This is a genomic window from Deltaproteobacteria bacterium (assembly GCA_012522415.1).
In the GTDB taxonomy this organism is placed as follows: domain Bacteria; phylum Desulfobacterota; class Syntrophia; order Syntrophales; family JAAYKM01; genus JAAYKM01.
This window is the reverse complement of record JAAYKM010000057.1, coordinates 1-19,821: the sequence shown is the minus strand read 5'-3', so window position 1 is coordinate 19,821 and position 19,821 is coordinate 1. Positions and strand designations below refer to the sequence as shown.

Annotated in this window: 18 protein-coding genes; 6 read left to right on the top strand and 12 right to left on the bottom strand. The window is 52.7% G+C overall.

Features of this window, described 5'->3' with window-relative positions:
• Window positions 1-2 precede the first annotated feature (2 nt).
• The 5 genes from porA (at window position 3) to GX147_05545 (ending at window position 5,328) form a co-directional block, all read left to right on the top strand.
• Window positions 3-1,181: a pyruvate ferredoxin oxidoreductase gene (gene porA / locus GX147_05565; GenBank protein NLN60167.1), complete on the top strand. Its 1,179-nt coding sequence runs from the start codon at window positions 3-5 to the stop codon at window positions 1,179-1,181.
• 29 nt (window positions 1,182-1,210) lie between these two features.
• The gene (locus GX147_05560; protein ID NLN60166.1) at window positions 1,211-2,167 is read left to right on the top strand and encodes a pyruvate synthase subunit beta; all 957 of its coding nucleotides are present in this window, start codon (window positions 1,211-1,213) and stop codon (window positions 2,165-2,167) included.
• Between the two features lie 31 nt (window positions 2,168-2,198).
• On the top strand, window positions 2,199-2,693 hold the full coding sequence (gene nuoE / locus GX147_05555; GenBank protein NLN60165.1) for an NADH-quinone oxidoreductase subunit NuoE: 495 nt from the start codon (window positions 2,199-2,201) through the stop codon (window positions 2,691-2,693).
• A gap of 88 nt (window positions 2,694-2,781) precedes the next feature.
• On the top strand, window positions 2,782-4,602 hold the full coding sequence (locus GX147_05550) for a 4Fe-4S binding protein (GenBank protein ID NLN60164.1): 1,821 nt from the start codon (window positions 2,782-2,784) through the stop codon (window positions 4,600-4,602).
• 12 nt (window positions 4,603-4,614) lie between these two features.
• Window positions 4,615-5,328, top strand: a complete 714-nt coding sequence (locus GX147_05545; GenBank protein NLN60163.1) for a 2Fe-2S iron-sulfur cluster binding domain-containing protein — start codon at window positions 4,615-4,617, stop codon at window positions 5,326-5,328.
• 162 nt (window positions 5,329-5,490) lie between these two features.
• Here the strand turns inward: GX147_05545 and GX147_05540 are convergent, their stop codons facing one another.
• The 4 genes from GX147_05540 to aspS all read right to left on the bottom strand — a co-directional run bounded on the left by GX147_05540 (window position 5,491) and on the right by aspS (window position 11,134).
• Window positions 5,491-6,135: a hypothetical protein gene (locus tag GX147_05540; protein ID NLN60162.1), complete on the bottom strand. Its 645-nt coding sequence runs from the start codon at window positions 6,133-6,135 to the stop codon at window positions 5,491-5,493.
• Window positions 6,136-6,359: 224 nt separating this feature from the next.
• Complete coding sequence (gatB, locus tag GX147_05535) at window positions 6,360-7,796, bottom strand: Asp-tRNA(Asn)/Glu-tRNA(Gln) amidotransferase subunit GatB (GenBank protein NLN60161.1); 1,437 nt, start codon at window positions 7,794-7,796, stop codon at window positions 6,360-6,362.
• A 7-nt stretch (window positions 7,797-7,803) separates the two neighbouring features.
• Window positions 7,804-8,946 (bottom strand): hypothetical protein, encoded by a 1,143-nt coding sequence (locus GX147_05530; GenBank protein ID NLN60160.1) that lies wholly within the window; start codon window positions 8,944-8,946, stop codon window positions 7,804-7,806.
• Window positions 8,947-9,019: 73 nt separating this feature from the next.
• A complete protein-coding gene (gene aspS, locus GX147_05525; GenBank protein NLN60159.1) occupies window positions 9,020-11,134 on the bottom strand; it encodes an aspartate--tRNA ligase in 2,115 nt (704 codons plus the stop codon).
• Between the two features lie 445 nt (window positions 11,135-11,579).
• On the opposite strand from aspS, the gene GX147_05520 reads away from it, so the two are divergent.
• Window positions 11,580-12,425 (top strand): alpha/beta hydrolase, encoded by an 846-nt coding sequence (locus GX147_05520; GenBank protein NLN60158.1) that lies wholly within the window; start codon window positions 11,580-11,582, stop codon window positions 12,423-12,425.
• Between the two features lie 11 nt (window positions 12,426-12,436).
• On the opposite strand, the gene GX147_05515 is transcribed toward GX147_05520, so the two are convergent.
• From GX147_05515 to GX147_05480, 8 genes are all read right to left on the bottom strand, one after another.
• A complete protein-coding gene (locus tag GX147_05515) occupies window positions 12,437-12,910 on the bottom strand; it encodes a hypothetical protein (GenBank protein ID NLN60157.1) in 474 nt (157 codons plus the stop codon).
• A gap of 143 nt (window positions 12,911-13,053) precedes the next feature.
• Window positions 13,054-13,293 carry a hypothetical protein gene (locus tag GX147_05510; GenBank protein NLN60156.1) on the bottom strand — a complete coding sequence of 80 codons (240 nt, stop codon included), beginning with the start codon at window positions 13,291-13,293 and terminating at the stop codon, window positions 13,054-13,056.
• 257 nt (window positions 13,294-13,550) lie between these two features.
• On the bottom strand, window positions 13,551-13,862 hold the full coding sequence (locus GX147_05505; GenBank protein ID NLN60155.1) for a hypothetical protein: 312 nt from the start codon (window positions 13,860-13,862) through the stop codon (window positions 13,551-13,553).
• Between the two features lie 225 nt (window positions 13,863-14,087).
• Entirely contained in the window at window positions 14,088-15,452 is a 1,365-nt protein-coding gene (locus tag GX147_05500; GenBank protein ID NLN60154.1) for a L,D-transpeptidase family protein, read from the bottom strand.
• A gap of 9 nt (window positions 15,453-15,461) precedes the next feature.
• Window positions 15,462-16,415 (bottom strand): L,D-transpeptidase family protein, encoded by a 954-nt coding sequence (locus GX147_05495; GenBank protein ID NLN60153.1) that lies wholly within the window; start codon window positions 16,413-16,415, stop codon window positions 15,462-15,464.
• A 403-nt stretch (window positions 16,416-16,818) separates the two neighbouring features.
• On the bottom strand, window positions 16,819-17,346 hold the full coding sequence (locus GX147_05490; GenBank protein ID NLN60152.1) for a YeeE/YedE family protein: 528 nt from the start codon (window positions 17,344-17,346) through the stop codon (window positions 16,819-16,821).
• Entirely contained in the window at window positions 17,343-17,861 is a 519-nt protein-coding gene (locus tag GX147_05485; protein ID NLN60151.1) for a YeeE/YedE family protein, read from the bottom strand. Before GX147_05485 ends, GX147_05490 begins: the two co-directional genes overlap by 4 nt.
• A 285-nt stretch (window positions 17,862-18,146) precedes the next feature.
• Entirely contained in the window at window positions 18,147-19,592 is a 1,446-nt protein-coding gene (locus GX147_05480; protein ID NLN60150.1) for a DUF4139 domain-containing protein, read from the bottom strand.
• Window positions 19,593-19,821 lie beyond the last annotated feature (229 nt).

The window sequence follows — 19,821 nt, the reverse complement described above, 5'->3', positions numbered from 1 at the left end:
TTATGGGAGAACGTAAAGGGATGGAAATAGCGCTTGCTGCGGCCGAGGCAGTTGCCCTTTGCAAGCCCGATGTCATTGCTGCCTATCCGATTACACCCAACACACATATACCGGAACATCTTTCGGATATAGTCGCTGAGGGGAGGCTGGACGCAGAATTTATCTGCGTCGAGTCGGAGCATTCGGCACTGAGCGCCTGCATGGGGGCCTCCGGTGCAGGTGCGAGGGCTTTTACCGCCACGAGTTCTCAGGGACTGCTTTATATGGCGGAGGTCATGCCCATTGCATCCTCGATGCGGTTGCCCATCGTCATGGCTTTGGGAAATCGATCCCTGTCCGGGCCGTTAAGTATATGGAACGATCATTCCGATATCATGTCGCAACGCGATACGGGGTGGATTTCCCTGTTTGCGGCAAATGGACAGGAAGTGATCGATATGATGATCCAAGCGTTTAAAATTGCGGAAGACCGTAATGTCATGCTGCCCATCAACGTCAACTTGGATGGCTTCCAGTTGACGCATGTGGTGGAGGTCATGGATTTTCCTCTCCAGGAAGAGGTCGATGATTTTCTGCCGATTTATCAACCGTACGCATCGCTGCATCCTGATCACCCTTGTTCGATGGGAGCCTTGGGATTACCGGAAATTTATGCCGAAGCGACAAAGGCAAGGGAAGCGGCGATGGTGAATTCCAAAGAAACGATTCTGAAGGTTTGGGATGAGTGGGAAAGGCATTTCGGTCGCCGTTATGATCCGGTGCAATCATACAAGATAGAAGGTGCGGAAATAGCCATGCTGACCATGGGCTCCATGAGCGATACCGCAGAGGTGGCCATCGATGCCTTACGAGCGCAAGGTGTGCCCATCGGCCTCTTGAAACTGATGCTTTGGCGTCCCTTCCCGTATGACGAACTCAAAAAGGCAGTGAAGGGAGTTAAATCACTAATTGTGAAGGACCGTTGTGTATCTTTTGGCGGTCCCGGCGGGCCTGTTGCATCTGAAATCCGCTCGGCTCTTTACAATGAACCCAGGCGGCCTGATATTACAAATTATATCTTTGGTTTGGGTGGACGTGATGTCGCTGTGGAAGACTTCATTAAAATGATTGACAAGGTCCGTTTTGCCGACAAGAGAACGCCCAAGGAACATTACGAATTTTATGGAGTGAGGGGAGAATGAATACATTACAAGGATACCCCGTTGGTCTGATCGGAAATTTTGACCTTTATGCGCCAAAGCTGGTTGATCGTGAAGAGTACTTCTCACCCGGCCATCGTGCTTGTCAGGGCTGTGGGGAGGCACTGGCCGTTCGCCTGATGTGCAAAGCTCTAGGGAAAGATACCGTGATCATAAACGCGACGGGATGCATGGAAGTTGTATCCAGTCTCTACCCGACAACGGCCTGGAAATTGCCTTGGATCCATGTAGCCTTTCCAAATGCTGCGGCGGTAGGTTCCGGTGTTGAGGCAGGTTTAAAAGCCTTGCGTCGCAAAGGTAGAATTCCAGATCGCGATGTTAAAGCCGTGGCGATGGGTGGCGATGGCGGGACACTCGACATAGGCATCCAGGCCCTGTCCGGTGCCATGGAACGAGGCCATGATCTGCTCTATGTGTGTTTTGATAACGAAGCCTATATGAACACCGGCATCCAGCGCTCCAGCGCAACCCCCTTCGGGGCCTCCACCACAACGGCCCCCCCTGGTGCGGTGAGCATGGGGAATAAAACGTGGAAGAAAAACCTACCGGAAATTATGGTGGCCCACAACATTCCTTATGTGGCAACTGCCTGTAATAGTTATCCTCTGGATTTTATTAACAAAGTGCAGAAAGCCAAAGCCATCAAGGGGCCGTCTTACATTCATTGCCTGTCGGTTTGCCCCACGGGGTGGCGGTCACCTTCCGAAACCTGTATTAAAATGGGCCGGCTCGCAGTCGAAACGGGAGTCTTTCCTCTTTATGAAGTTGAAAACGGTAAGTATAACATGACGGTCAGTATGCCGGAAACGCTCAGGCCTATTGAGGATTATATCAAGCACCAAGGTCGATTTCGCCATCTTTCTCCGGAACAGATTAGGATCTTCCAGGATAGGACAAATCTTGAGTACAAGAAGTTATTGGACAAAATTGAACATTCAAGGTCTTGGGACGAGATATCGGCTGAGTAGAGATGAAATTTTGAGATAAGGTGATCGGGGCATGAATAGTGAAATTGAAGTGCAGGCAAAAGTAAAAAAAATCGTTGACAGGTATGAGGGGGATAAGAGTGCGCTTATCGCCATCCTGCAGGAGATACAGGACGAGTATCGCTATCTGCCCAAAGAGGCCCTGGTCTTCATCCAGCAAGAGATGGACATTCCCCTGTCGCGTGTGTATGAGGTGGCAACGTTTTATGATGCTTTCAGTTTGAAACCTCGGGGACGTTTTGTCGTGGAAGTCTGTACAGGTACGGCCTGCCATGTTCAAGGAGGAATCAATCTTCTGGAAACCCTGGAGCGGCATCTCCGTATTCAGTGTGGCGAAACAACGGAGAGGGGTGATTTTTCCCTTGAACGGGTGGGTTGTCTTGGTTGTTGCAGCCTGGCCCCCGTCATCAGGGTGGGAGACGATATACAGCCGTACCTGACCCAAAACAAAATTCCCAGAATTTTGAGAACATATATGGCGAAGAAGCAGGGGAGGAAACGTGGGTAAGATCAAGACGCTCGAAGCCTTGAATAAGGCGGCGAAAAAAGGTCAGGGAACGCTTTTTCCGGCCAAAAAAATACGGATCAATGTTGGTATGGCGACCAACAGCATTGCTGCGGGATCTGATAAAGTTTACCAAGCGATGGCCGATGAGATTAAAGCCAGAAACCTGAAATTTCAGTTGACCAAAACGGGCAGTATGGGATTGGATTCTATGGAGCCCTTGGTTGAATTTGTGGTTCCAAACAAACCAAAGCTTTCTTTTGCGAAGGTAACGGCGGAAAAAGTTCCCGCTCTGCTTGACCAGGTCATCAACCTGCATTTGGATACGGAAACGCCTTTTTATCGGGTTGATGAACAGGAAAATATTCTGACGGGTGAAAAGACGTTTTATTGTACAGGAAAAGTGCCCCGGATATTACGCGATATTCCCTTGATAGATGCAATTCCATACTATGCAAAACAGGTGAAAATTGCCACGCGTAACTGCGGAATAATCGATCCGGAAAACTTGGAAGAATATGTTGCCCGTGGCGGATACTTCGCCCTCTATAAGACCCTGACGGAAATGAGCCCCGACGGTATTATTGAAGAGGTTATTGCCTCAGGACTGCGTGGGCGGGGCGGTGGTGGATTCTCCACGGGATGGAAGTGGCGATCCTGTCGGGATGCCGAGGGAACCGTCAAGTATGTGATCTGCAATGGCGATGAAGGTGACCCCGGGGCCTATATGGATCGAAGCGTAATGGAGGGGGATCCCCACAGCGTGATTGAGGGAATGATCATCGGTGCCTATGCAATCGGTGCCACCCAGGGTTATATCTATGTTAGAAACGAGTATCCCCTGGCCGTCGCGAATCTGACAAAAGCTCTTGCCAAAGCAAGAGATGCGGGACTTCTCGGAAAAAATATTTTTGGCAGTGGGTTTTCCTTCGATATTAGGATCAGCAAGGGTGCAGGAGCTTTTGTGTGCGGCGAATCTACGGCCTTGATTGCCTCTATGGAGGGTAAGGCGGGTGAACCGAGAGCGAAGTATACCCACACGGTTGAGCATGGTCTTTGGGACCGGCCAACCAATATAAACAACGTTGAGACCTGGACAAACGTTCCGGTCATCATGGCTCGCGGTGCTGACTGGTTTTCCTCAATCGGCACGAAGACAAGCTCAGGAACGAAAGTCTTTTCTCTGGTTGGCAAAGTCAACAATATCGGACTTGTGGAAGTGGCTATGGGGACGACCATTCGAGAAATTGTCCATGATATCGGAGGCGGTGTTCCTCAGGGAAAAACCTTCAAAGCCGTTCAGACCGGCGGGCCATCGGGTGGTTGCATCCCGGGATCACTGATCGATCTGCCTGTTGGCTTTGAAGAGTTGGGCGAGGCAGGTTCAATGATGGGTTCCGGTGGTATGATTGTCATGGATGATACGACCTGCATGGTGGATATTGCCAAATACTTTCTTGATTTTCTGGCCAAAGAATCCTGCGGCAAATGTACTCCCTGTCGGGACGGAGTCCGGAGAATGCGGGATATTCTGGAAGACATCTGTAACGGGCACGGTGAAGAAGGGGATGTCGAGTTGCTGAAGGGTATGTCCGAAGCGATGATTGATGGGTCGCACTGTGCCTTGGGTGGCAGTGCGCCGAATCCGGTATTGAGTACCCTGCGTTATTTTCAGGATGAATACGAAGCCCATATCCTGGATAAAAAATGTCCCGCCGGTGTTTGTAAGGCTCTCATTCATTTCCATGTGGTAGCGGACAAATGCACGGGATGTGTGAAGTGTAAAAAAGTGTGTCCTACCCGTGCGATCCAGGGAAACAGAAAAGAGGTTCATGAAATTGATCAGACCCTGTGCATTCAGTGCCGTGCCTGCTACGAGGTCTGTGCATTCGATGCCATAATTATAGAGTAAAGGGATACTGATATGGTCAATTTAGTCATCGATGGTAAAAATATTCAGGCGAAAAAAGGGACGACTCTTCTTGCGGTTGCCAGGGAGAATGGAATCGATATCCCCACCCTGTGTTCCCATGAATCTGTCGAGAACTCCGGCGCATGTCGTCTTTGCGTCGTTGAGATTACCAAGGGAAAGACAAAGAAGATCGTCACTTCCTGCCTCTATAAGGCGGAGGATGGTCTTATGGTCGAGACAGGGAATGAACGGGTGCTGAAGGTTCGAAAGTTCGTCATGCAGCTTCTCATGGCTCGATGTCCCACCTCCGGTGTTATCCGTGATCTCGCGGTAAAGATGGGTGTTGTTCCTGAACCCAGGTTCAAGCCCAATGAAGACGGGAAAAAGTGTATCATGTGCCGCCTTTGCGTGCAGGTCTGCGAGCATGTTGTTGGCGTGAGTGCGTTGGGATTCGCTTTCCGTGGCACGGACAAGGCTTTGGGAACTCCTTTCCGTGAACCCTCATCTGTGTGTATCGGATGTGGGAGCTGTGCCTACATCTGTCCCACGCAACAAATTGTGATGACATCCACAGAGGACACGCGCTCCATCTGCGGCCGTACCTTCAAGATGAGAGCCTGCTCGGTTTGCGGACGGTACTTCGCGCCGGAAGACCAACTGGCTTTTATCAGCGAAAAAACAGGTGTGTCCGTGGAAGATCTGTCGGTTTGTGTCAGTTGCCGGTGATTGGCATTCATAATCTCCAGCAGCTTGCCCGTAGGGGAGGCGGCTGTCAACCCTCGGGTTTGTGGCTTGAGCCCGTAGGGAGTCAGATTTTAACCCACTGATTTTTTCAGTGATTTTTATATGAACGCAAGCCCCCCGGGGGTTGGCAGGATCAGATCCCGTTTATGGTTTGGTCGTGCTTATCATCATGTCGAAGGTCTTGGAGAGAAGGTTGTTGCCCGGGTTGCAATCAAGACCTTTCGGCATGCTGACGGTTCCGAGTGTCCCTTTGGCATCGCGGACAAAAAATTCAAAAAGCAATTTCATCTGTTTTTCACCCGGTTTGGAATCCTTGAATCCCCACTGTAGCACTTGTCCTCGCGTGAACACCTGAGTTAAGGATACGCATTGGCCTTTCTTTAAAATTGGTCCCACGGTCTGGGTGTAGAACTTGGCCTCTCCCGAGGCGGGATAACTGAACAGTGGGCCGTATGCGGCATAAATATTAAAATGCCCTTCCAGGGGATTGTCCGGCTGGTTATAATCACCCGGCCCGTTGTTGCAGATCCTACCGGTCAGGGTGAACCTCGCCGTATTGTTGATCAGCGTTTTGGAAATACTGAAATTGCTGACTGTCGGATCCTTGCAGATTGTGATCTGTTCCCCCAGAGGGGTTTTTTTCATCTTGTCCGTTACTACCGGTCGAGGGGTTTTTTTCATGTTGCCCGTTACGGGTTGTGGATCGACAGCCATGGCGGCCGATGTAAGGGCCGTGATAAAAAACCATATTAATAGCATGATAAACAGGATTCTTTGCGTATTTTTCATCGCACTTTCCTTTCTTGGATGAATCTTGCATCAGGGCCGACCGTTACGCAAACATAAATGCACCGCGTTCTGACAGAATCAATAGCGTAGGGAAGCTCTCTTTGTCTGTCAAGCAATTTTCTTAAATCTGCATTTGCGACGCATGAGGAATTTTAATTCTTATAGAGGGTTCATACCGCTTGTGCTTCCCAGTGCGGGGGGAAGAGAGCCGTCATTTATTTTGATTAAAGAGTGAGGGCTTTGATAAGAAGCTCCCGAACCACTTTCGGATTGGCCTTGCCACCTGAATCCTTCATGGCCTGACCGATGAGAAAGCCCAGGGTCTTGGCGTTGCCGCCCCGATAATCCGCTACGGCGGCGGCGTGCTTCTTCAGTACGTCGGCAACGATTTCCTCCAGCTCCGAGGCGTCTGAAACCTGGGAAAAGCCGCCCTGTTCGATCACGGTTCTGACCGGCAGATCCGTATCAAGCAGACGAATGAGGACGGCCTTTGCCGAATGGAGGTTTATCTCGTCCCGGTCGATCAGGTTCAGGAGTTCGGAAAATCGCGACGGTGTTAGGCGGCATGACAGAAGCGTTTCGCCTCGCTCCCTCAAGGACGGTATCAATTGTGCCATCAGCCAGTGGTTAACCATGCGCGGCGGTAAACGGCAGCCCGTGCCCATGACCTGTTCGAAATAATCCGCTGTTTCCTTCTCGCCGCAGAGCCGAAAAGCCTCCTCTCCGGTCAGGTCGAACTGGCGGTGGAATCTCTCCGCCTTGGCCCCGGGCATTTCCGGCAGGCGGGCCATCTGTTCCTCAAGCCATTCTCTGGAAATCACAATTGGGGGGACTGACGGATCCGGTACACAAGGGGAGGGAAGTTTATCCCGCATGACCGTGGTCACCTTCTTGACCGGGTCCCAGAGCCGGGTGTGCGGAACGATGGGGTCGCCCGCGGCAAGGCTTTCCTTTTGGCGTTCTATCTCGTAGGCGATGGCGTCGCCCACGTGGCGGATGGAGTTCATGTTTTTGACCTCCACCTTCGTGTTCATTTGCTCCGTTCCACGGGGGCGTACGGAAATATTTGCGTCGACCCGCATCGTTCCGGATTCCAGATTGCATTCCGAGCTTTCGACATAGCGGATTTGCGTTCGAAGCAGGCGGACGAATTCCATTGCGTCGTGGGCGCTACGTATGTCCGGCTCCGTGACAATCTCGATCAGGGGTACGCCGGCCCGGTTGAAATCGACGAGGCTGATTGGTGTCTTCCCTTCCATTTCGTGTACGAGCTTCGCTACATCCTCTTCCATATGAATGTGATGAATGCGTAATACCCCGGGTTGTCCGTCTTCGCCGATGATACTGAGCCGCCCGTTTCGTGCGAGAGGATGGTGGGCTTGGGACAACTGGAATCCCTTGGGCTGGTCGGGATAATAATATACCTTCTGATCGAAGGAGCTTTGTTCCTGAATTTCACAGTTCAGGGCCAGGCAGGCCAGGACGGCTTTTCCCAGGGCAGCGTAACCGAACCGGGGGATTGCACCAGGAAGCCATAGGCAGATGGGGCAGGTGTTTTTGTTCGGCTCGTCTCCGGGACGGTTGGGGCAGTCGCAGAACATTTTCGTGGGGCAGTTCAACTCCACGTGTATTTCCAAGCCGATAACGGCCTCGTAATCCATCATGAATTCATCCTTTGTGTTGAGACAAATGTTTGGCCAGACCAAGGAGTAGCGTATCGTCGAATGCCTTACCTATGAGCTGCATCCCGAGATCAACCGTATCGTCTGCCATGAATCCCGGAGCCTGCAATACGGGAAGCCCGGCGACATTGGCCAGCAGGGTCATGGAAAAGGCATCGTAGACATCGGCCACCGTTTCCGCAGCCCTCGCCTTGCAGGGTCTCCGTTTGACCGGAAGGACCAGGATATCCAACGTATCCAGGACGTTGTTTGCCGCCTTAGCCAGTCGGGTTCGGATGCGTCCCGCCTTTTCAAACAGATCGTATTTTTCGAACTGGAAATAGGCTCCCTGGAAGAGATAGGATTTCACTAACGTACCAAAGGCTTCTCCCCGCGATTTCAAATACATTTCATTCCAGTTTTTGGCGCCCCGGGCGCGGTGCCCGTACCGGACACCGTCATATCTCCCGGCACTGGAAGATGCTTCAACGGCACCCATTACACCATGAACGAGGGCGAACAGGGGGAACTCCGGCAGGGATACCTCGCTGACGGCAATCCCGCAGGCGGTGAGTCTGGCGATTCCCTTTCGATAGAGGTGTTGTTCCTCACCGGTCAGCATGGGGAGCACTTCCATTGGCACCCCGGCCCTGAAGGTTGCCCGGGTGTCCGTCGCTTTTGAAGAAAAATCCGGTTTATCCCGATCAGACATGGAAAAATCGCGCTTGTCCGGTCCGGCAATAGTTTCCAGGACAGCCTGGATGGTCCCGGGCGATCCGGACACAATCCCGTAGGTTTCCATGGATGGCATGAGCCCGATCAAACCGAAGCGGGAAACAAGACCGTAAGTCGGTTTGAAACCGAACATGGCCACATCGGCGGCCGTCATCCTGGACTCTCCTAGAAAATCCGTCAACAATGCCGCGTCCGTCCCTCCGTTTCGTAAGACCGCGTCGGCCATGTCATCCCTCAGACCGAAACCCAACTCGCTCATGCGGCTGCTGCCGAGGATAACCCCACCCTGGGAGCGGATGCGTGCGATCGCCGTTGCATCTTCCAGGGCGGTATAGTTTTCCAGGGCAAGCGATCCGGCTGTGGTGGGCCAGCCTTGGACAGAGATGTTGGAGCCGACGGCAATGCGCTTTCCCATCAGGATCCCTTCCCCACTCACTTTTGGTGCCGGGTTCAAGTAGAAGAAATGATTCGACACGGATGTACTCCTCTCATTCCAGAATACCGGCAACCTTGAAGAATTTTCCCTTCACGACGGGGGCGTTCTTCATCATTTCTCCCGTTTCCGCAAGAGGAGAGGTTTGCGCCGGCGTTTCTTTTCTCATTTGATTCTGCACGGGCAGCACGGAAAACAGGGGGGACTCCTCCGCGTCAGGCGCAGCGGCAACCTGTCCCGCCAATTCATCCGCCGCCTTCAGGGCGACGGCGATCACGGGGCGCTCCTGTTCGCCGACGGCGATCCGGGACATCCAGGACAGGTTGTCCAGAAGATCGATGTTCTCACCCGTCCCGGGGAGTTCCTGTCGGAAACCCAGGTTCAAGAGGCCGAGTTCCGCCAGTTGCTCCGGGACAACCTCGGACGGCGCTTCCGTCAGGGGACAGTGAGCGCTACGGTTCTTCGGGAAGGCGATCACTTCCCGGATTGATGCGGTACCGAGGATCATGGAGACAACCCGGTCCATTCCCAGAGCGAGACCGCCATGGGGCGGGGCGCCGAAATCCAGGGCCTTCAGGAAGAAACCGAACTTGTCTTGCACCTGTCGCTCCGTCAGGCCGAGGGCGCGGAAGATTTTGAACTGCACGTCCCGGTCATGGATACGGATGCTGCCGCCGCCCAGTTCTTCCCCGTTCATGACCAGATCGTAGGCGCGGGAATTCAAGCCGAGCAGTTCCTCCCGATTAAAAGGATCGAAGTCGGTCCGGTCAGGGGCTGTGAAGGGATGGTGGTTCGACGTGATTCCCTCCTCGGTGGGCAGAAACAGAGGGAAATTCGTAACCCAAAGGGGGCTGAAAGATCTCCCCGGAATCAGATTCAGCCGCCGGGCGAGGTGGAGTCTCAGTTCACCCAGGGCGGAGGTGACGATATCGTAGGAGGCGTCTGCGATCATGATGATCACGTCCCCGTCCGCGGCGCGGAACCGCTCCCGGATCGCCGCCTGCTCCCCGGCACTGAAGAACTGCACGATGTTCGATTCCAGCTTGTCCCCCGCAACACGCATCCAGGTCATGCCTTTGGCCCCGAAGCCGGGAACGATCTCCCTGGCGTATTCATTCTGCAGGACGTTCTTGCTCAATTGGTCCGAACTCCGTGGGACCTTGATTCCCATGATGGAGCCGCCCCCGTCGATGATCTGGCGGAAAATGCCGTAGGTCGTGTTTTTAAAGAGGTTTGTCACTTCGACGAAACGGAGACCGAACCGTGTATCTGGTTTGTCCGTACCCATGGTCGCCATGGCCTCGCGGTAGGTTATCCGAGGGAAGGGCCGTGGCAGATCGATGCCTCCCAGAGCGAACATCCGGACCACCAGTTCTTCAATCAGTTCGTAGAGGAATTCTTCGTCAATGAAGGACGCTTCCAGGTCAAGCTGGGTAAACTCGGGTTGACGGTTCGGACGCAGATCCTCGTCTCGGAAACAACGGGCGATCTGGAAATACCGTTCCAGACCGCCCACCATCAACAATTGTTTGAAAAGCTGGGGCGACTGGGGGAGGGCGTAGAAGCTCCCCGGATGGACCCGGCTCGGCACCAGGTAATCCCGCGCCCCCTCGGGCGTGCTTTTGGTCAGGATCGGGGTTTCCACCTCGATGAAACCGCGTTCATCAAGGAAGTCCCGGACGCACTTGTTGATCCGGTGTCTCCGGATCAGATTCACCTGCATGGAGGGCCGCCGGAGGTCGAGATAACGGTACTGGAGGCGCAGATCCTCCGACACGCTCACGGCGTTCTTTACGGCGCCCGCCACCATGGCCTTTTCCGAAACCGGGAACGGCAGGACATCCGACTGACTGAGGATGTGCAGATCCCACGCCGCCACTTCGATATCCCCCGTTTCCAGATTCGGGTTTTCCGTCCCCGCCAGTCTGGACACGATCTCTCCCGCGATGCTGACGCAGTACTCGGTTTTCAGCGTCCCGGCCAGGGCGTAGGATGTGACCGACATTTTTTCCGGACTGAACAGGACCTGAACGATGCCGCTGCGGTCCCGCAGATGGATAAACAGCACGTCACCGTGATCCCGCAGGGCATCCACCCAGCCGGAAAGGCGCACATCCCGCCCGATATCGGCAAGCCCCAACTCCCCACAATTTGAACGGTATAATTCCACGACTCTCTTTCCTCAGCAATCATTCCGATACCCGCCCCGTCGGGGCCGACAAGACCGGACAAAATTTTCGGTAAGTTATCAAATTGTCCGCACCGTTTCAAGAAATGAATAGGGACGAACGAAAATCAATCTCTCGTCGAGAAACCCGTAAGAAAATTTAACAAGATACCCCCGTCGTGTGAGGGTATCAATCAAAGCGGCGGATGTGACATGAGTGATATTTTTTCTGTCCACCATCCATCCTATCATTTGGAAGAAGGTCCAACAACCCGGGATCCCGGTCTGTCAAAAACACTTGCGAAAAGTCAGCCATGGCTTTCATGGATGGGAGAAACAACAGGATGGTCGGGATGAAGATATAGAAAATCGTGTCTGGGAAAATAACGCTAGACGAATCAGTTCCTTGCATTATAATTCCTGTTACGTCGATAAGGAAGAAAGTGCCATGTGCGAACCCCGCGTTCTGGAAACAAGGATCGGAAAAACGAACTTACAGTACCTGCTTTATGAAGGAAGCGGCCCCACAATGGTCATGCTGCATGCCACCGGTTTTAATCCGTGGCTGTGGCACCCGATTGCCCGGGAATTTTCAGGGCGCTTCCGAGTCATCGCTCCTTTCTTTTGTGATCACCGCAACGCCGATCCTTATCGAGGCGGCCTGGGTTGGAACATTTTAGCAGGGGATTTTGTTAGTTTCTGTCGGAATCTGCGCATTCACAAACCGTACCTCGTTGGTCACTCCATGGGAGGCTGCATTTGTGTGCTCGCACACGGTCTTGTCCCCCATTTGGCGGAAAGGATGATCCTCATCGAGCCAATCCTGCTGCCGGAAAGTTGGTATGAAAAACCGTTGGCCCTGGAAGAGCATTCCCTGGCGCGTCAGGCAATCCGAAGAAAAAATTATTGGCAATCATCGGAAGAAGCAAAGGAGTACTTTCTGTCCAAGCCCCTTTTTAGAAACTGGGATTGTGAGATGTTCGATTTATATCTGCGGTATGGTTTGACTGTTGATTCGAAAGGCGGTCTTCACCTGGTTTGTCCGCCCCGCAGCGAAGCGGCGATTTTTGTGGGCTGTGCGTCGGAGGATCCTTGGACGCTGCTCCCGAAGATCCTCTGTCCCGTCCTGCTCCTTGAAGGTGAAAACAGCAAAAGCGGGCCGTCGCTTAACCTGCCCAAAGTGGCGGGCCTGTTCCCGAAGGGCGAGTATCGGCTTGTTCCCGGAGTGGGCCATCTGATACCCATGGAAAAACCAACATTCGTGAGCATGCTTATTGAGCATTTTTTTGTTTGATTTCGAAAACGTTATGCAGAACCCATGGGCATTTGGCGGGTGATATCGCTGAACTCACCAAGGCTGCGGGCAAGATTCATAAACTGATCCGGCAATGGGAAATCTCGGTCCAGCACAAGCAAATGCAGCTCATTTGCCCGGCTCAAAATTCGAACATTCTCAAATCCCTCTTGGCTGTCACAGATAAATTGTACCCGCAGCGCGTCGGTCACGGGGATCTTGAGAGCCGGATAATCGGTCGCCAGATTGCTTATTTCCCGCTCGATGATCAGCGCGTTCTGTCGATTGAAGGTCAAAAAGGGTTCTTCCCAGTTGGGTGTTCCGAAAATTTCGTTGATGACGGCCCCGGTCAGGCGGTTTATATAAATGCGGTCCCGATCGGCAAATTTTTCTGCCAGGCCGGGACGGATGGTTTTGTAAAGGAACATCTTGATGATGTGAATTCCTTCCCGTAAAATGGGAACCAATTTTTTCTCGTATTCCATGACTGTTCCTAACCGGTTCAACCAGAGCTTGCGATGGCGACGATATTCCTGTGCCGTTCTCAAGAGCCTTCAAGGGCGTTTATTTCCCCGTTTCACATCATTCGATCCGAACCAGAATCATGATATTGGTGAGAAGATGGTGTCTATTGTTCATCAATGATCTGGCAACCGTACTGAAAACTCTTTTCGATGGCTTCCTTTTCGGTATCGCAGAATACCGGCGCCCCATTGACCATAAGCAGGCAGGGCTGAATTTCCTTGAAGCCGCTGTCGGTTGTAATGATGTCCAGTCCTACCAGCCATTTCCCCGCCTGTCCCACAACTTCCTTGCACGATGACCTGATAATACATCCCTTGTAAAGCATTTCCTCCATATCTTTCACCCATGCCTTTCCGGTAATATGCCATGTCATAACGTCTATGGAGCATACCGTTTACACATTACAATAACAAGAGAAAACAGATCCGCGAAAAAGTTGACCCTGTTGTGCCATGAGAGCCCTGGAGGCCGAAAGGACGGTTTGGTCAGAATGGGGCCACTTTTTTGATAAACAAAAGCCTCACCCCCGTACAGCAGGGAGAGGCTTTTGTTGAGTCTGTTTGGATGAAGGGAAGGGAAAGGGTTTTCCCTGAACCAGAACTACTTTCTCATGGATTTTTCGAAGGCACCTTCGGCTTTGGTGGCTCGTTCTTCAGCCGCCGCCGCCTTCGCTTCCGCTTCAGCGGCCCGTGTTTCAGCCGCTTTTAATGCCTCTTCCGCCCGCGCAGCGGCTTCAGCCGCCTTTAAAGCATTCGTATTGGCATCCTCTGCGGCCTGCAAGGCCTGATCGGCTTTCGCACTTGTTTCTCTTTCCTGGGCCTGCACTCTTTCAAGGTCACCCGTTGTGGCACATCCTCCCAGGGCCAATGCAAAAACAACCATCAATGAAATCATCAGAAAACGCTTCTTCATACGCCATTTACCTCCTTTTCATTCCACTGTTTTGTGTTCATTAAGCTTTCCCAACTCTGGACCCGAATATTTCCAGCATGGGAAATGGATCGGTTTGTATTAGGCAAAGTCGTTATTTTTTTCCTCTGACCCCCTCCGTCTACTTTCAACCGCTGAAAATAAGTATTGATTTTCCTTGAAATGTTCATGTCGTTCACACTTGCCGGAAGTTTATATACCACTTGATCAAAAATTACGATCGGAAAATGTAAGTGAAGACTGGTTATTGCCGGTCAGTTCGATCAGTGTACCATCGAGGTCCAGATCAATTTTCAGACGTTTCACCACCGCTCTCGCCTCCCTACTGTTTTCGAAAGGCCCCGCAACAACACGGTGACTGCCATTTTTTGCCAGAACTCTGGCCGGAATTTGCGGTCCCTGATGGTTGATAATGGCGGCCAGACGAGCCGCATCCTTTTCGTTGGACCGTTCCCCGGCCAAAACATACCATGCGTTCATCTTCAGTGCCGGAATTTCGGGATGGCCAAACAATTTACCCGGATGCCGGATCGCAACCGGTTTCTCGTCCCGTCTCTCAAATTCCGTGCTGTTTTCAGATATAGAAACCGGTATGCCTCGGGCCTCGGCCAGGGTTTTATCCACTTTTCCCCAGTCTATTGCGCGTTTTGTTCTTTTCTCAGTATTTCTTAATCTGGAGAACAGGGCCCTCACCTCGGGGACCTTCTGTTGTGCCACCGGAGTATGCACTTCCAGATAAACCACTCCGTTGCGTTGGCCAATGAGATACGGCTGATAAATAATGGACACAGGCGTCTTCACCGGGGTCATTCTATATAATTCCCCGATATCTTCCGGATAGAGTCTGATACAGCCGTTGGTGGCTTTCAAACCAATACTGGCCGGTTTATTTGTTCCATGAATCAAATAGCCGGATTTGCCCAGATAAAGGGCGTATTCACCCAATGGATTTTCCGGCCCCGGTGGCACGGACGGCGGCAGAATATCTCCTTTCTTGCGATGAGCGGCAGCGATGGAGGCGGGAACATACCAGGTGGGGCGGGTCACTTTGCGTTCCACATAAGTGCGACCCATTGGTGTGGGTTTTTCTTCCATGCCGATGCCAACCGGGTAGGTTGAGACGATTAGCTTTTCTTTGTCTTTCCTGAAGTGAAAGAGCCTCATGGAGGCCAAGTTGATTACAATCCCTTTTCTGGGGACATCGGGCAGGATAAACCTCAAGGGGAGTACGATTTGCGTTCCGGCTTCGGGTACCCACATATCCACTCCTGGGTTCGCCAGGCTGATTTCAGTGATTCCCAGATTGAAGTGTCTGGCGACGTCCGGCAGATTATCTCCTTTTCCCAGTTGGATTATTGCCGAGCGGCCAACAACGGCTTCGCCTTGGGCGACTGAAAACTCTTTGAACTTGACCGACTCGGGTGGGTGAAGGGGAGAGGGCAATGTCACAACTTCAACCGATCGCATCCCGGCACATCCAGAGATTGTCGTGATGGCCAGCAATATAACAATCAGGACGAATCTGCGGCTCAGGATGGGATAATCTGTCATTTGTCGTAGGGGCGTAAACATTTGTCTGGTCTAAGGTCTTATCTCGACAACCGTGCCAAGGGGCGCCAGCTTATCGATTTCTTCAATTTCCTCGTCGGTCACGGCAATACAACCCCTCGTCCAGTCAACCAGGGCGTGTGATTCACCGACATGAGACAGTCCGTTTTTAATACCATGGATCATGATGTCCCCTCCGGGACATACCCCAAGCTCCCGAGCCCGTTTTTTGTCTTTGTCGTTGGGGTAGGAAATACGCAGGGAAAGGTGATATCGGCTGTCATGGTTCCGGGAATTGATCACATAGGTTCCCTCCGGTGTTTTGTTGTCCCCCTGCCTTTCCTTGGGACCCTCCGGGTTGCCGCCCAGGGCGATTTTGTACTGCCTCAAGATCTGACCTCCAGTCATCAGGGTCAGCCGCCGCGCCTTCTTTTCGATTACGATTTTGTCCGCCGGGCCGTCTTGAACGGGATACACCTTGCTCTTGAGTTCCTGTTCGAGCGCTGAGATCCTTTGGTTCAGGAACGCCATCTCACCGTCCCGGCGTTTCAGTTCATTTTGAAGTGCATGCATCTGGGCCTGGTGCGTTGCAATCTCTTTTTCCTTAACGGTCATTGCATCAATGTGAGCGATCATCATTTCACTGGCCCGGTGGTATTCGCTCTTGGGATAATCCTGGATGATCTTCTGAAAGTACTCCCGGGATTTCCTCTCGTTTCTTTGCCAGTTTCCGGGATGCACATGGATCAGCCCCATCTCAAAAAGAACCCGATCTCCCGTTTCGGGATATTTCTCCAGAATCTGCTCGTATTTGTCGAGAGAAACAAGGTAACTCCCCTGGGCGGAATATTCATTCGCTTCTTTCAGGGATGATTCCATATGAAGCGAGGTACACCCACAGATAAGCGTCAGTTTGATGATACAGACCAGCAAAAGCTTAAAAAGCTTGCCGATTCCTGTTTGTCCTTCAGTCTTCCCTGATAGCATGCTCTGCATGGTAAGTCCGACGATACCAAAACCATCCCTTTAATCCATAGATTACGGGGCGTATTTACCACACCCGCCTCCAAAAAGCTGCAACCTGATCCTGGGCTGTGTGAAACTTTAACCGGGACCGGCGTTATTAGGAGGATCCGTATATCAGGTAAAGGGCCTCAAGTTAGGGCAATGGTTGAATCGGTGGAAACATCCTTTCTGTACATACCGGCTGCGTCCGGCAGTTGGGCGACGATGTGATCAGTCTCGAGATGAGGGGTTGACATACGATGCGTACGCCAAGCCCGGGCAATCACCGTTCAAGCGAAAACTCTATGCCTTCCGGCCTCTGAATCGCGCCTCTCCCGTAGAAAACCGGGAGAGGCGCAATTGTATAATCCGTCCGCACAGAGGACTAGAGTTTCATCTTTTCGAACCACCGGAACAGGGCCAGTCCCGCTACAATGAAAACGACGATGACAATCCAGTGGTTGATTCCCAAAATTTCCGGGATGGTGATTTTCCCGAGATCCCCCCAAGTCAGGACCGTCGACTTGAGGAACGAATAACTTTCCGCAAAAAGGGCCGCGCCGAGAAGCATCCCAAAAAGGCCCCAGAGTGCATCCCAGCGTCCCTCTCCCAAGGCGCCCAGTTGCGTTCCCGGGCAGTACCCCAGAAGCCCCCAGCCTAGACCAAAGATGAGTCCGCCGAGAATGTTTCCGCCTAAAATAGTGGATTTGATGGATAATTTGACCAGTCCCAGATCCTTCAACAGGTACACGCCGACCATAGCGACCAGGATAGAGCTGATCATGAATTTCACGATTGTCATGTCTATCAGGCGAAGCGCGCCAAGTTGTTTGTCGTACCGGATTACCCGTGCCTGCTGGAGGAGAAAACCGAAAATGACGCCCGTCACCAGGCCGTAAATGAGTTCGTTCATGATTTCTCACCTCCCCTGTACAGCGCCATGGCGACAATGATCCCACCTATGAAAAAACAGATTAACGCGATATACCCGCTGACGGCTAACTGAAGCGACCCGCTCAGTCCATGGCCGCTCGGTCACCCGTCGGCCAGGCGGGCGCCGTACATGGCGATTGCGCCGCCGACAAAGGCGACCATTGCCCGCTTGGGACGGCTTGGCCCGAACCGTCTTTCCCACATGGGCGGTACGGCCTGCAATTTGAAGGTTTTAGACGTGGCGGACGCAATGAGTGCTCCGATAAAAATGCCGATGACAAACATGAACTGCCAATCGACTTTTGGCGCTTCTTTGATGAAGTACGGAAGTTGTGCGACCCGCTCCGCGTCAAAGACCCGTTCGATAAAGCCCGCCGACCTTACAAATGTGGTGGAGGCGCCGACGTATTTTCCTGTAAACCAGACAGAAAAAACAATAAGTAGGCCCGTCAGGGCGCCGGCAAGATAGGGACTCCATCCTTTCTTTTCGATCATTTCTTTCATGCCTTCCTCCTTTCTCCCAGTGTGAGTTAAAGAGTTCCCAGGGACAACGCTTTCTCAAGAACACCCGTCATAGCCTTTGCGTTTTACATGATATCCGTTGCCAAATTTACGCCCACCCATCTTCTCACGAATGAAGCGAGGCGTCAACGGGTGGACAATGGTGCCACCCATGACACGATGGATTCTTAACGAAGGGCCTCAGCCCGTGGTATGAGTCTGTCCTGTGGGATTGCGAAATCATCCTTTCGTCAAAGAAGTATCACGCAAGTTTGGGCCTTACATCCGGAACCGGATGCGATAGGCCGCGACGGTCTCGCCGTCCTTCTGAACCGGTACATTCATCTCGAGCTGGGACGAACCCGCTTTCACCGCTTTGTGGGAGGCGCTGAGGAGCTGCCAGTCGCCGGGTACGGGTTCGATGATCCGGATGGCGATGTCTTCCGCCTTGTGGTTCCGCAGGGCGATCTCAAACGCCGCCTCGTAGGTGTCGGAGGCGATCTTCTTCCAGTCCGTCTGCTTGCGCGTCGCCGTCACGTCAAAGGCCTCGCCGAGTTTGATCTTGACCTTCTCGTCCTTCGGTGTGTGGTCGATGGTGTCCTCTCCCGTGAACTGGAGGCTCCTGTCCGCGTCGTGCTTGTACACCCGGATGATCCCCTTCGGGAGGGGCATGCCCATGCCGTTCTGCTTCGCGTTCTCGAATTCGATGAAAACGCTGACCTTTTTCTTCTGCTCCGGGTTCCCGTAAGGACCGCGGTAATAATGATCCTCGCCGTAGAGACGGTATTCCTTTCCGACCTTTACGGCGGGGGTATTGAGCAGACTGATCTGTTTGGTGGAGTTGTCCTTCAGCGTCGTCGGCCGTTCCAGAGTATAGATATGGTATTCGAAAAAAGCCTGCTCCCGGAACTGGGGCGCCGCCGCTTCCATCATCCGGGCCTTGTAAACGGCATCCCCCCTGCCCGCCAGTTCTTCCCGGACCCGGTTCACGTCACCGGCCACGAGCTTCAGTTTCGCGTTGGGGTAGGCCGCGCCGCTCTGGTTATTTAGGGTCACCCAGCCCGAAAGCCCCCCCACCCGGTCTTTCTCATCCAGCACCAGGACATAATCGGCCCGCCAGCCGATACCGCCCGTCAGATAGGCGACCTCGATGTCCTGGGTTTTCGCCATCTCGTTTCTCAGAAGCCACACGAGGGTCGGCTGGGCGATGAGGTTGTCCGGTACCTGGGGGAAGATCACCCGGCCGGGATGACCGAAGGTCACTTCGTTCCCGATCTGGAAGACGGGATTGCCTTCGTTGTTGGACAGCACCTTCGCCGTGACGGTCTCTTCACGCTCGGTGTAGGGATTCTTCGAATAGAGCTTGACCTCTTGACCCACATACTTGTCCAAAAGACGCGCCGGACTCAAAAGGTCGTATTCGTAATTCTGCTCCAGAACCAACAACGCCTTTGGGTCCGTGAGCGACTGCATATGAACCGTGGCGGGGTTGATTTTCCCGGCCACGTCCATGAAGCGCAATTCCGTCGTCCCCTGCGGCAACTGGATTCGTCGTCGCTCCTTGATCAGCCCCAGGTCCTCATTGTAGGCTGTCACCTCTACGGCGATCTGTTGGCCCGTCCCGGACGTACTGACCACCGCCGGCACCGCCTCTGGGCAAAGCCAGAGAACACCGATCAATAAAACAATCCAAAACCACCCCCGCGGATTTCTTATTCGTTTCATTCTTATCTCCTTGATTATTAAATATAAAAGCCAGAATTATCCTTACGGAGCCTCACCCTTTTGTCATGCCGGCCCCCGAAGACGGTGTCACGATGTCATTCTTCTATGTTAAAAAAAGTCAAGTCGTCACATAGATGGATGCTCTTTCCAACGTTAAAAAGGTTAGGAGAACGATGTATGGGTACGATCTTAAAACCAATCTTCTATCAACAGACAGACCTTTTTGGGT